This window comes from Embleya hyalina (assembly GCF_003967355.1).
GTDB classification, from domain to species: Bacteria; Actinomycetota; Actinomycetes; order Streptomycetales; family Streptomycetaceae; genus Embleya; species Embleya hyalina.
Map to the genome: position 1 here is coordinate 130,084 of NZ_BIFH01000043.1, position 11,310 is coordinate 141,393.

11 protein-coding genes and 1 pseudogene are annotated in these 11,310 nt (G+C 69.1%); 5 read left to right on the plus strand and 7 right to left on the minus strand.

Translation table 11 applies throughout. The features are described from left to right. Positions 1-5: 5 nt before the first annotated feature. Positions 6-401: a PPOX class F420-dependent oxidoreductase gene (locus EMA17_RS42795; protein WP_126642651.1), complete on the minus strand. Its 396-nt coding sequence runs from the start codon at positions 399-401 to the stop codon at positions 6-8. Positions 402-508: 107 nt separating this feature from the next. On the opposite strand from EMA17_RS42795, the gene EMA17_RS42800 reads away from it, so the two are divergent. Then, on the plus strand, positions 509-892 hold the full coding sequence (locus EMA17_RS42800; RefSeq protein WP_126642667.1) for a winged helix-turn-helix transcriptional regulator: 384 nt from the start codon (positions 509-511) through the stop codon (positions 890-892). Between the two features lie 18 nt (positions 893-910). Here the strand turns inward: EMA17_RS42800 and EMA17_RS42805 are convergent. Beyond that, positions 911-1,834: pseudogene (locus EMA17_RS42805) on the minus strand (alpha/beta hydrolase family protein); the annotation flags it as partial. A 111-nt stretch (positions 1,835-1,945) separates the two neighbouring features. Here EMA17_RS42805 and EMA17_RS42810 point away from each other — a divergent pair. Beyond that, positions 1,946-2,317, plus strand: coding sequence for a MerR family transcriptional regulator (locus tag EMA17_RS42810; protein ID WP_126642668.1), 372 nt, complete (start codon positions 1,946-1,948; stop codon positions 2,315-2,317). Between the two features lie 18 nt (positions 2,318-2,335). Here EMA17_RS42810 and EMA17_RS42815 read toward each other — a convergent pair whose 3' ends face one another. The 3 genes from EMA17_RS42815 to EMA17_RS42825 all read right to left on the minus strand — a co-directional run bounded on the left by EMA17_RS42815 (position 2,336) and on the right by EMA17_RS42825 (position 4,032). Continuing rightward, positions 2,336-2,821: an NUDIX domain-containing protein gene (locus tag EMA17_RS42815; RefSeq protein WP_307721592.1), complete on the minus strand. Its 486-nt coding sequence runs from the start codon at positions 2,819-2,821 to the stop codon at positions 2,336-2,338. Between the two features lie 201 nt (positions 2,822-3,022). Further along, positions 3,023-3,214, minus strand: coding sequence for a DUF397 domain-containing protein (locus EMA17_RS42820; protein WP_126642652.1), 192 nt, complete (start codon positions 3,212-3,214; stop codon positions 3,023-3,025). Beyond that, positions 3,211-4,032 (minus strand): helix-turn-helix domain-containing protein, encoded by an 822-nt coding sequence (locus EMA17_RS42825; RefSeq protein WP_160161769.1) that lies wholly within the window; start codon positions 4,030-4,032, stop codon positions 3,211-3,213. The genes EMA17_RS42820 and EMA17_RS42825 overlap by 4 nt, the downstream gene beginning before the upstream one ends. Before the next feature lie 1,030 nt (positions 4,033-5,062). On the opposite strand from EMA17_RS42825, the gene tgmA reads away from it, so the two are divergent. The 3 genes from tgmA to EMA17_RS42840 are packed head-to-tail and all read left to right on the plus strand — an operon-like array spanning position 5,063 to position 7,414. Beyond that, the gene (gene tgmA, locus EMA17_RS52260; protein ID WP_246127263.1) at positions 5,063-5,269 is read left to right on the plus strand and encodes a putative ATP-grasp-modified RiPP; all 207 of its coding nucleotides are present in this window, start codon (positions 5,063-5,065) and stop codon (positions 5,267-5,269) included. 10 nt (positions 5,270-5,279) lie between these two features. Then, positions 5,280-6,221: an ATP-grasp ribosomal peptide maturase gene (tgmB, locus tag EMA17_RS42835; protein ID WP_246127259.1), complete on the plus strand. Its 942-nt coding sequence runs from the start codon at positions 5,280-5,282 to the stop codon at positions 6,219-6,221. After that, positions 6,218-7,414, plus strand: a complete 1,197-nt coding sequence (locus EMA17_RS42840) for an rRNA adenine N-6-methyltransferase family protein (RefSeq protein WP_160161771.1) — start codon at positions 6,218-6,220, stop codon at positions 7,412-7,414. Before tgmB ends, EMA17_RS42840 begins: the two co-directional genes overlap by 4 nt. Before the next feature lie 36 nt (positions 7,415-7,450). On the opposite strand, the gene EMA17_RS42845 is transcribed toward EMA17_RS42840, so the two are convergent. Together EMA17_RS42845 and EMA17_RS42850 are read right to left on the minus strand one after the other, a co-directional pair. Next, positions 7,451-9,190, minus strand: a complete 1,740-nt coding sequence (locus tag EMA17_RS42845; protein WP_126642657.1) for an ABC transporter ATP-binding protein — start codon at positions 9,188-9,190, stop codon at positions 7,451-7,453. Further along, on the minus strand, positions 9,187-10,905 hold the full coding sequence (locus EMA17_RS42850) for an ABC transporter transmembrane domain-containing protein (RefSeq protein WP_126642658.1): 1,719 nt from the start codon (positions 10,903-10,905) through the stop codon (positions 9,187-9,189). Before EMA17_RS42850 ends, EMA17_RS42845 begins: the two co-directional genes overlap by 4 nt. Between the last annotated feature and the right edge of the window lie 405 nt (positions 10,906-11,310).

Here is an 11,310-nt window from a genome sequence, read left to right on the forward strand (position 1 = left end):
GCAGCTCAGACCGAAAAGCTGTTCACCCTGGTCGGCGTCACGCGGACCATCACCCGGGCGAGCGTGTCGGGCTCCGGCGGCGGGGCCTCGCCGAGGTACTTGAGCGAGAGCGCGAGCGGGAGTTCCTTCGTGGGATCCGGGACGATCTCGGCGGTGCCGCGCAACTCGACCGAGTGGTACGGGTTTTCGAGGTCGAAGACGGTGATGCTGACGCGCGGGTCGCGGCGTAGGTTGCGGACCTTCGCCCGGCCGTCGGTCGCGGAGAACACGACGGTGTCGCCGTCGCGTTGGAACCAGACCACCGAGGACTGGGGCCCGCCGTCGGCGTTGAGCGTCGAGACGGTGGCGAAGTTCCTGCCGTCGAGCAGCTTGAGGGTCGCGTCGTCGAGCGTGATGGACATGGGGTGCTCCCGGTTCCGTGCGTGTGGGGTGTTCGTTCGTTTGGTGCACTTCTTGTTACGGGACACATCCTCCGTGACCATGGAGGCCGACGAAAGAAGGCACTTTCATGTCACAGCGGAACATCTGTGTAACGGAGGCGGCCGAGGTCACCCAGGCATGCCGCGTGCTGGACGTGCTCAACCGGGTGGCGGGCAAGTGGAGCATCAGCGTCCTGATGGAGGTCCGCAACGGCCCCGTGCGCTTCACCGAGCTGGAGCGCGCCATCCACGGCATCAGCCGCCGCATGCTCACGCTGACGCTCCGCAGCCTGGAACGCGACGGTCTGCTGATCCGCACGGTGCACCCGTCGGTGCCGCCGAAGGTCGAGTACGAGGCGACCGTGATGGCGAGGGAGCTGTTCGAGTACCTGTCCGGCCTCACCGCCTGGGCGGAACGCCACGAACCGGCGGTCACGGCGTCGCGGGAGGCGTACGACCGCGCGGCGGGGTGAGCGCCGGATCCGGGGTCGCTTGGATTCGATGCGTCCCATGGGGGCGGCGCTCTCCGCCAGGGCCCGCCGCGTCGCCGTCCAGCCGGTGTCGTCGATGCCGAGTGCGTGGCGGAGGTAGGCCAGGGTGACCCGCTGGATCAGGGCCACCCGCTCGGGGTTCTCGTCCGTCGTCTCCCGGACCTCGTAGCCGGCGATCCCGCCGAGGGAGTGCTCCGCCCCGAAGAGGGTGAGCAGGCTCTTGGGCGCGGGGCTCAGGTGGTAGGGGTCGGCCATCCACTCCGGGCCTCGGACGGACAGCGGCAGTTCGTCGCGGTCTCCCGCGACGACGAGGGCCGGCGTGGTCATGTGCACGAAGTCCGGCCCCTTCAGCCACGGGAGGTTCTCGGCCGCGAAGGGCGTCAGGTCGTCGCCGCCCCGGCCGGCGGTGGCGAGCAGTACGCCGGCGCTGATCCGCGAGTCGGACAGGTCTTCGGCGTTCCCGGTCACGGGGTCGAGGACACGCAGTCCCAGCAGAATGCCCGCCGTCTGCCCGCCGAAGGAGTGCCCGGCGGCGGCGATGCGGCTGCGATCGAGGCGCCCCCCGAGCCCGGGAACGGCCGCCTCCAGCAGGTCGAGCCGGTCCAGGACGAGCCGCATGTCCCCGACCCGGGTGCGCCAGAGCCGCGGCCTGCGGGGATCGTCCTGGGGGAGGTCGACGGTCCTGGAGTCGAGGTGGGTGGGCTGGATCACCACGAAGCCGTGGGCGGCCCAGAAGTCGGCGAGCGGGCCGTAGCCGTGCGACGACGACCCGAAGCCGTGCGAGAAGACGACGATCGGCAGGTCGCTTCCGGTGGTCGGGGCGGAGATCTTGACCCGCAGGTCCACACCACGATCCGGCGCCTCCAGGACCACCGGCTGTACCGAGACGACGGGGGCGGGTGCGGTTATATCAGAACTGAGCATGAGCGGACTTCCTTCGCGAAGCGGCTGAGCAGTCGCGAGCTACGCTAAAACCTGACGTCGACGTCAGAGGCAAGCGGTGTCACCCGACTCACATCGGATCGGAGAGCCATGATGCGCATCGGCGAACTGGCCACCGGCACAGGCGTCAGCGTCCGAGCGCTGCGCTACTACGAGGAACAAAACCTGCTCACCTCGGAACGCACCCCCAGCGGCCAACGCCAATACCCGGACAGCGCGATAGACCGCGTCCTACTCATCCAACAGCTCTACGCCGCCGGCCTGACAAGCAAGTCGATCGCAGACCTGTTGCCCTGCGTCGTAAACGGCGAGGCCACCCCGGAACTCCTGACCCGCCTGGCAGCAGAACGCGACCACATCGACACCCGAATCGCCGACCTGACCACCGCCCGAACCAGGCTGAACGCCGTCATCACCGCCGCCACCACAAACCTACGAACAGGCCAACACTGCCAACGCCCCTGACCGACAAGCCGGGCGGCGCTACACGTCGCCCCACCCGTCGACAGCGACCTCGGGGTATTCACCGGCGAGGTACCGCTGCAACGCATACCGAGTCGACGGCACGAACTCGCTCGGCAGATCGTCGGTGTCCACCCAGGCCACAGCCGAGTGCTTGCCGGGCTCCGTATTGACAGGCTCGCCGTCCCACTCCCTCGCGGCGAACACCAGCACGACGAACCCCTCCGGCGCATCCGGGCTGTACGCACTATGCGTCACATGCACGAGTCGCAGTGCCTCCGGCTCGACCTTTACCCCAGTCTCCTCGTGGAGCTCACGAACGGCCGTGTGCGTAATTGGTTCTCCCGGCGCCCCTTTGCCACTTGGCAGGCTCCACATGCCAGGTGCGAACGCCTTGTTCTCACCTCGCCGCAGCAGCACGACCCGCCCGTTCGTCTGATCGTGAACGATGACGGAAACAGCGAGCATGACCATCAAACGCTCGTCGCAATGGACTTCATCGGACACGCATGCACTGCTTCCTCTCGGCGCCGGCAGCGACCCACCCGACGACTCTGACCGGCCCGGCACCGCACCGCACCGACACCTCGCAACCGAAGTGCACTCTCGCCGAATAACCCCGGTCGATGGCACAAGACGGCAAAAAGGGACAGCGGGCCCGCCGTTGGCAGGGCCCGCCGTCACTTCTACGCAACTACCGAGCGGGGGTCATGCCTTGATCGCGCCGAGCAGTGCCGACCAGGACTCGGGCGCGACGGTGATGTGGCCGACGCTCGGATCCTTGGAGTCGCGAGTGTCGATGGCGCCGTCGAGTGCGGAGACCTCGACGCATTCCTGGGCAGTCTGGCCGCTGTAGCTCGACTTCCGCCAAGTGGGAGGCTCAGAGCGTGCCTTCGTCATGTGCTCTCCAAGAGGTTTCGCAGCAACTGTTGCGAACGCGCGGGCGACAGGGTCTCGGTTCGCAACAGATCGTATCGACGCTGGAACTCCGCAACCATGTGTCCTTCGGTGATCATTTTGCCTTCGACCATGCCATCCGCGAAGGCGCACTCACCACGGCCGGGGATCGAAAGCAGGACGAACGCTCCATCCATGCACGCATGCAGGCCGCAGTCCATCGGGACTACTTCAAGCACCACATTCGGCAACTCGCTTACCTCCAGCAGGTGCAGAAGTTGAGTGGCGGCTACGCGCGGGTCATGCTTCAACCGTAGGACGGCAGCCTCGTCAATGGCCGCCCAATACTGTGGCGCTTCCTTCTTGGTGAGCAATCGCTTCCGCTTGAGCCGTCGTGTAAGCCAGGCTTCGATGATCGGCGGCGGAACCCTTGCCTTTTGCAGGAGAGCCCGGATGTACTCCTCGCACTGGAGGAGCCCGGGGATTGCCTGTGGCTGGAAGGTGCGGATGCGGAATGCCTGCCGCTCGGACTCCGCGAAGTTCTCGAACCAGCCGGGCTGTCCTTCCGTCAAGCGGTACGCGTGGAAGGCGATAGCGGTTAGCAAGCCCGTTCGACCGAGGGCCCGATCGAGGTCTGCTACGAATTCCGGACTCGGCCGCCGGTCGGCGGTCTCAATCTGTCCAACAAACGCCCCTGTTGAATGCAACTCGCCACCGAGCTCCTGCTGTGTCTTGCCTGCGAGCTTGCGGAGAAATCGCAGGTGAGCGCCAAAGAGGTCCCATAGGGATGCCTCCGGATCAAGATCTTTTGCCGCCGGCATTGTGCGCCTATCCGTCAGATTCGGCTGCTGAACCCCGCCCCGTACCAAAGGTAGTTCCCATGGTGTTGGCTCAGTAGCGATTCGGTTACAGAACACCGTTGCGAGGAGCACTCCATGGGCGTGAGAGAAGGCGTGAGCCGGATGACCCTGAGCATCTACCGCCTCCATCCGAATGGTGAGCGCGAGGAGATCAAGCCTGTTGAGGGCTTCGAACTGGGCGATGCATCGCGGTGGTTGCCCCGAAGCGCGACCATTCCGCAGAGCGAAGCGACAGCTTCGGCGAAGCCCGAGAAATGCCGTCCCGGGTGCAGTGGGCGATGACCGAGTGCGAGACGGCAGTCCTGTTCCGGCGTGGCCAATACGTGGTTGCGCGGCGCGGATGGGCGCGCACCTTCGTGGGCGACGACCCCGAGCCGGTCCATCAACAGGTGCCGCGTTGCCGGGTGTTGGACGTGATCGAGCGAGCGGATGGGGTCCACTACCGGGTGCGCGGTTGGTGGGTGGTGCCGTTTCGATTCGTGGTGTCCGGCGATCAACTCGTGCTGCATCCCGATCAGAGAGAGGCCAGGAGAGCGCATGGACGCGCACGATCGACCCGCCGCTCCCGCGCCACCGCGTGGTAGCGCTCCGCGCACATTCGTGGGCCGGTGCGGCTCGGGCGAGGCCGAGTTGCTTCCGCCGGTGGCCCGCCGATGTGAACGAGTCGGTGGGCCGGGGCCGCCACCGGATCGGGAGGCCCGCCCACTCGTCGTGGGCGATCGGGTGCGGATCAACGCGGACGGTGAGCGCACCGCGCAACCCGACGGCGAGATCGTCGTGGTCGATGTCTTCCCGCCCGGTCGATCCGTCATCGTCCAGCCACCCGGCAACGCGATGCCATGGGTGCGATGGGAGCACGAGGTCCACCGAATCCCGATCCCACCAGAGCGGCTACGAGAAAGGAATGTCGATGCAGAGGTCTAGGACGGAACCGACGCACGTGCCGACACCTGACGCCCCGAGGCGAGAAGGAGGAACCGGAGTGACCTCGATGAGCACCGCGCGCGAGCCGTTCGGTATGCGGTACGCGGCCGGCCAGACCAGCGCGCCGGTGGACAGCGGGGGAGTGACGTACGACCGGGAGTTGCAGATCGCGGTCGCCGCAGACGGCAATCCGTGGGCGTTCAGTGCGCCCAATGACACGAGCAGCGCCACCAACTCCGACAGCCGTAACGACGAGGGTACGGACCTCTGGTAGGGAGCGCCGAGTGGCGGAAGACCCGGGTGGGTCGGTGCTGGTCCTCACGAACCGGCTCGATCCCACCGCAGACCTGGTCGTCGATCACCTGAATCGCCGAGGCGTACCCGTATTCCGCTGTGACACCGCCGAGTTCCCGACCGAGCTCACCCTCTCGGCGACACTCGCGAGCGGCTGGGCGGGGAGTCTCGACGACGGGGTTCGACGTCTCGACCTGGCCGCCGTGCGGTCGGTGTATTTCCGCAGGCCCGAGGAGTTCCGCATGCCCGACGGCGTCTCCGAGGCCGGGCGGCGGTTCGCCGCCGCCCAGTCTCGGGCGGGTTTCCTCGGGGTCGTCGGCGCCATCCCCAGCCTGTGGATCAATCACCCCGCACGTGACCTCGAAGCGAACCGCAAGCCCCTTCAACTCGCCGTGGCGAGGCGATTGGGGCTCCGTCCGCCCCGCACACTCGTGACCAACGACGGTGCGGCGGCGCGGGAATTCGCCGACGATGTCGCCGGACCCGTCATCACGAAGAGCCTCGGGGCGGCCGTCCATACGGTCGTCGTCGATCCTGCCGAGTTCGACGACTCGATCGCCCTCTGTGCCCACCTCTTCCAGGAGTGGGTCGCCAAACGCCACGAGGTGCGGCTGACGGTGGTGGGCGACAGGTTCTTCGCCGTGGAGATCCATGCCGGATCGGAGGCCGCGAAGGTCGATTGGCGTGCGGACTATTCGAGCCTCACTTACAAGCCCACGGCCGTGCCGGAAGGGGTACATCGACGCGTATCGGCCTTCATGGCGCACTTCGGACTCGTGTTCGGGGCATTCGACTTCATCGTGACCCCGGCCGGTGACTGGCGTTTTCTCGAAGTAAACCCGAACGGCCAATGGTCGTGGATCGAACACACAACCGGCGTGCCCATCTCGCGCGCCATCGCCGACCTTCTGGAGAAGGGCGACACGGTATGACCGACACTGCCGCACTGATGGAGGACCGCGCGCGGTCTCTGCGGGAAAGCCTCGCCAAGGAGTTGGAACAGGACGGTTCGCTGCGTACGGAGCCCTGGCGCAAGGCGTTCCGGGCGGTCTCACGACACACATTCCTGCCGACGTTCTTCGCGGATGCGCCGGACGAGTGCGGCATTACCACGTACCGGGCGCTCAGCCACGAGACATCGTCCGAGGAGTGGCTGCGCCTGGTCTACGAGAACAGGACATGGGTCACCCAGCTCGACTACGGCGCAACGCCGCCATCCGGTGGTGGATCGGCCACAGGAACCCCTACCAGCTCGTCCACGCTCCCCTCCACCGTGGTGCGGATGCTGGAAGACCTCGATGTCCAGGACGGGCACAACGTCCTCGAAGTGGGGACGGGCACGGGTTACTCGACGGCACTTCTTTGCGCCCGACTCGGCGACCGACATGTGACGAGCGTCGAGTACGACGCGGAGCTGTCCGCGGTCGATGCCAAGCGCCTGGGGACTCTGGGTTATCGCCCCACCCTGGTCGTGGGCGACGGAGCACTCGGACATCCGGATCGGGCGCCGTATCAGCGCATCATTGCCACCTACTCGCCGGACGCCGTGCCGCCGGCCTGGTTGGCGCAGGCGGATCACGACGCCGTACTTCTGCTCTCGCTCACCGGGGCGTTGGGTGCCCACGGGTACGTCAAGTTGCGCATGTTCGAGGATGGGCGTGCCGAAGGGCGGTTCGTTGACTCCGTCGTGTCCTTCATGCCCTCACGTGAGAGTTCGTCGCCGGAGATCGGGCCCATGATGCGGGCGGCGATCGCCGGCAGGGTGGCAACGACCGGGCGTGCCACTCGGGTTGCTGCCGGAGTGCTTGATGATCCGGCTTTCCTGTGGGCGGCGCAGCTTGCCCTCCCGGGCACGATCCGCCTTCGCTACTCCACCACGTGCGAGGTGACGGGGCGCTGGTTCCTCCACCCCGATGGGGCGTGGGCGGTCGTGGAGAGCGACGCCGCAGGCGCGGGCAGGTTGTACGAGGGCGGAACTCGATCGCTGGGGAGCGACCTCGAAGCGGTGGTGGCGTCTTGGCGGTCGGATGGCCGACCGGGCCTGGGTCGGTACGGGCTTACGGTCACGCCGCGGGCCAACGTGGTGTGGCTGGACGACCCGGATGGTGACTCTTGGACGCTCTGACGCAGCGGGAAGGCCCGGCCCCGGGCGAGCCGAGGCTCACCCGTGCCAGGACCGCCACAGCGCCGCGTAGGCCCCGTCGGCCGCGATCAGCTCCCGGTGGCTGCCCAACTCCGTGATGCGACCGTCCTCCACCACCGCGACCCGGTCCGCGTCATGCGCCGTGTACAGCCGGTGCGCGATCGCGATCACCGTCCGCCCCTCGATCACCGCGCCCAACGACCGCTCCAGGTGCCGGGCCGCCCGAGGGTCGATCAGCGACGTCGCCTCGTCCAGCACCAGCGTGTGCGGATCGGCCAGCACCAACCGCGCCAGTGCCAGCTGTTGTGCCTGGGGTGCAGTCAACTCGTAGCCCTTGGGCCCGACTTCGGTATCCACCCCGGCGGGGAGTCCGGCCACCCAGTCCGCGTCGACCGCGCGCAACGCCGCCAACACCGCGGCGTCGTCGGCGTCCTCGCGCGCCAGCAGCAGGTTGTCCCGCAACGTGCCCCGGAACACGTGGTGTTCCTGGGTCACCAGCGCGACCCGGCCGCGCAGTTCGTCGAGCGGCAGGCCGACCAGCGGTACCCCGCCCACCTCCACCCGGCCCGACGTCGGACCGTTGACCCCGGCCAACAGCCGTCCCAGTGTGGACTTCCCGGCCCCGCTCGGCCCCACCATCGCGATCCGCTCGCCCGGCCGCACGGTCAGGTCGATCCCGTGCAGCACTTCGCGCCCCGAGTCGTACGCGAACCGCACATCACGCACGGTCAGCGTCTCGTCCGCCGGCTTCGCGTCGGTGGGTTCGCGGTCGGACGGCACGTCGGCCACGCCCAGCAGCCGGGCCAGTGAGGCCGCCGAGATCTGTACCTCGTCCAGCCAGTTGAGCAGTTCGTCCATCGGCCCGATGATCAACTGCACGTACAACACCGCGGTCGCCACCTCGCCGAGCGTGGCCCAGCCGTGCAGATACGCCCAGCCGCCGAAGGCCGTGGTGGCCACCACCGGCAACATGTAGCCGAAGTCGACCGTCGGGTACCAGATGGTGCGCAGCCACAACGTGTACCGCTCGGCCGCGTACGCCTTGCCGACGTCGTCGTCACCGCGGCGCCGACGCCGATCGGCCAACCGCAGCGCCTCGACCGTACGCGCGCCCTCGACCGTCTCCGCGAGCGAGTCGGTCACCTGCGCCCAGGCGGCGTTCTCGCGCAGATAGCCCGCCGGCGCCCGGCGCAGGTACCAGTAGGTGACCGGGATCAGCAACGGCACGGTGATCAGCAGCGGCAGCGCCAGCAGCGGGTTGAGCAGCAGCAGCCCCGTGAAGGTCAGCACGATCGTCACGGCCGCGACCAGCACCGAGGGCACCGCGCGGCGGGCCGAGCGGGACATCGCCGCCACGTCGCGATTCGCCCGGCCGAGCAGGTCGCCGGAGCCGGCCCGCTCGACGGTGGACAGCGGCAGGTCGAGGATGCGCTCCACGAACTCCTCGCGGACCTGCGCGAGCAGGCCCTCGCCGAGCCGGGCCGCGGCCACCGCCGCCTGACGCACGATCAGCGCCTGGAGCAGCAGCGCGCCGGCGATGCCCAGGCCGAGCAGGTCGATCGTCCGGGTCGGGGCGTCGTCGCGGACCTTCTCGATCAGCACGCCGAGCAGCCGCGGTGCGACCAATCCGGCCACCGCCGCGAGCGAGTAGAACAGCACGGTCAGGATCAGGTCCCGCCGCCGCTCGCGCAGCAGCCGCACGGCGTGCCGGCCGACCTCGGCGGCCGGGGCCACCGGCAACAGGCGGCGCGCGCTCACGCGTCCTCCTCCTCGTCGTCGTCGACACGGGTGACCAATGCCGCGTATCCCGGTTCGTTCGCGAGCAGTTCGCGGTGCGGTCCGACCGCCATGACCTTGCCGTCCTCGACGTAGGCGACCTCGTCCATGGTGTCCAGGACGAGCGGGCTGGTGGTGGCGACCACGGTGGTACGCCCGCGCCGGTGCGCGGCGAGCCGGCCGGCGATCCGGGCCTCGGTGTGCGCGTCCACCGCGCTGGTCGGCTCGATCAGCACCAGCGTCTGCGGGTCGGCGACCAACACCCGGACCAGGCGCAGGCGTTGTACCTGGCCACCGGAGAACTCCCGGCCGCGGGCCGCGATCTCGGTGTCCAGGCCCTCGTCCAGCGCGTCGATCACGTCCCCGGCACAGGCCACCTCCACCGCCTCGGCCAGGTCGACGCCGCCGGCGCCACCGCCGCCGGGCGTCAGTTCGCGGCTCAGCGGCCCGGAGAACAGCCCGGCGTCGTGGTGCGCGACCAGGATCCGCTCACGCACGTCGGCCACCGCGAGGTCGGCCAGCGGCACGTTGTGGTAGAAGACGTCGGCCTCCTCGTAGCGACCGAGCCGATCGGCCAGCGCGGGCGCGTCCTGCGGGTCCTCGCAGGCGATGCCGAGTTGCACGCCGGGCCGAACCACCAGGCCGGAGCGCCGGTCCACCAGGTCGCCGGGTGCCGGCCAGGCGAGCGGGTCGGGCCGGTCCTCGACGCCCGGGGCGAGGCCGAGTACCCGCACCACGCGGCGCGAGGCGACGTGGCCGCGGACGACGCGGTCGGCGAACTCGGTGAGGGTGGAGAGCGGGACGGTCAGGAACGCCGCGTAGCCGTAGAAGGACACCATCTGACCGACCGTCAGGCGGCCGTCCAGGGCGAACCGGGCGGCCAGCCAGGTACCGAACGCGAGGAAGAAGCCGGGCACCAGGAACTGCGCGGCCTCCAACATCGATTCGATCCTGGCGGTGCGTACGCCCGCCACCCGCAACTCCTGCGATTCACGCCGGTAGCGGGCCCCGAAGCTGCGCTCGCCGCCGATGCCGCGCAGCACACGCAGCCCGGACGCGATGTCGACCGCCCGATCGGCCAACCCGGACTGCAGTTCGCGGTACGCGTTCTGGCGCCGGTGCAGCGGCCGCAGCAGCAGCGAGACCAGGCCCATCAGCAGCGGCACGCCGATCAGCACGAGCAGCCCGAGCGGCAACGACATGTTCAACAGCACGACGGCGACCACGGCGAGGGTGACCACCGAGGCACAGCCGCGCGCGGTGATGTCGAGCGTCGAGCCGATCGCGTCCACGTCGGAGGTACCGACACCGACCACCTCGCCGGAGGCGATCCGGCGCTGCAGCACGGCGCCGAGCCGGGCGGCGTGCCGGGTGACGAGCTGGATGGTGCGAAAGGCCGAGTCGAGGAAGTTGGCGACCGCGTTGCGGTGGCGCATGATGCCCGTGAAGCCGATCAGCACGGCGAGCCCGAGCAGCGCCGCCGACCAGGCGTAGAGCCGCCCTTCGTCGCGGGCCTCGACAGCGTCGATCGCCCGGCCGACGGCGGCGGGCATGAGGGCCTGGGCCACCATCCACACCGACGCCCAGACGATGCCCATGACAATCGTCCGCCGGGTGCGCGCGGCGAGCCAGAGCAGGTAGCGGCCCGCCGACCGGATATCGGGATCGCCGGGGTCGGCGACGGGAAACGTTCGCATTGTCCAGCGACGCTAACCTGCGACCCGGGTCACGTTCCACGCATTATTCCCGGCCTCGCCCCGGCGGGAAGCCGGCCGAAATCGGCCAACGCGACGGGGCGCCGGGCGGCGGGCACCGCCTCGACACCCACGGCGTCGGGGCCTCACCCGCAACAGAGCCGCAAGCCGGGCAACCGGAAGGCTACGCGCAGCAGCCCGCAGGCAGCGCCACCCAGTCCTTCCGCACACACCCGGCGATCCGCCGCCGGCGTGGGCGGCTCCGAGACTCCGGCATTCGGCGAAGCGAGTGCGTTGCTTGGCGAAAAAGCGACCTGCGGCGGGTGGCCGGGAGGGGGGCGGGTTGGGTTCCGCCGGTGGTGCGTTCGCGGGTGGGTCGGGTTGTTGCGGCGGGCGTTGCGCCTTGGG

Bases quoted from the DNA above. Each gene is read 5' to 3' on its own strand.
- EMA17_RS42795 (WP_126642651.1), bottom strand. From the start codon at position 401: ATGTCCATCACGCTCGACGACGCGACCCTCAAGCTGCTCGACGGCAGG.
- EMA17_RS42800 (WP_126642667.1), top strand. From the start codon at position 509: ATGTCACAGCGGAACATCTGTGTAACGGAGGCGGCCGAGGTCACCCAG.
- EMA17_RS42810 (WP_126642668.1), top strand. From the start codon at position 1,946: ATGCGCATCGGCGAACTGGCCACCGGCACAGGCGTCAGCGTCCGAGCG.
- EMA17_RS42820 (WP_126642652.1), bottom strand. From the start codon at position 3,214: ATGACGAAGGCACGCTCTGAGCCTCCCACTTGGCGGAAGTCGAGCTAC.
- EMA17_RS42825 (WP_160161769.1), bottom strand. From the start codon at position 4,032: ATGCCGGCGGCAAAAGATCTTGATCCGGAGGCATCCCTATGGGACCTC.
- tgmA (WP_246127263.1), top strand. From the start codon at position 5,063: ATGAGCACCGCGCGCGAGCCGTTCGGTATGCGGTACGCGGCCGGCCAG.
- EMA17_RS42840 (WP_160161771.1), top strand. From the start codon at position 6,218: ATGACCGACACTGCCGCACTGATGGAGGACCGCGCGCGGTCTCTGCGG.
- EMA17_RS42850 (WP_126642658.1), bottom strand. From the start codon at position 10,905: ATGCGAACGTTTCCCGTCGCCGACCCCGGCGATCCCGATATCCGGTCG.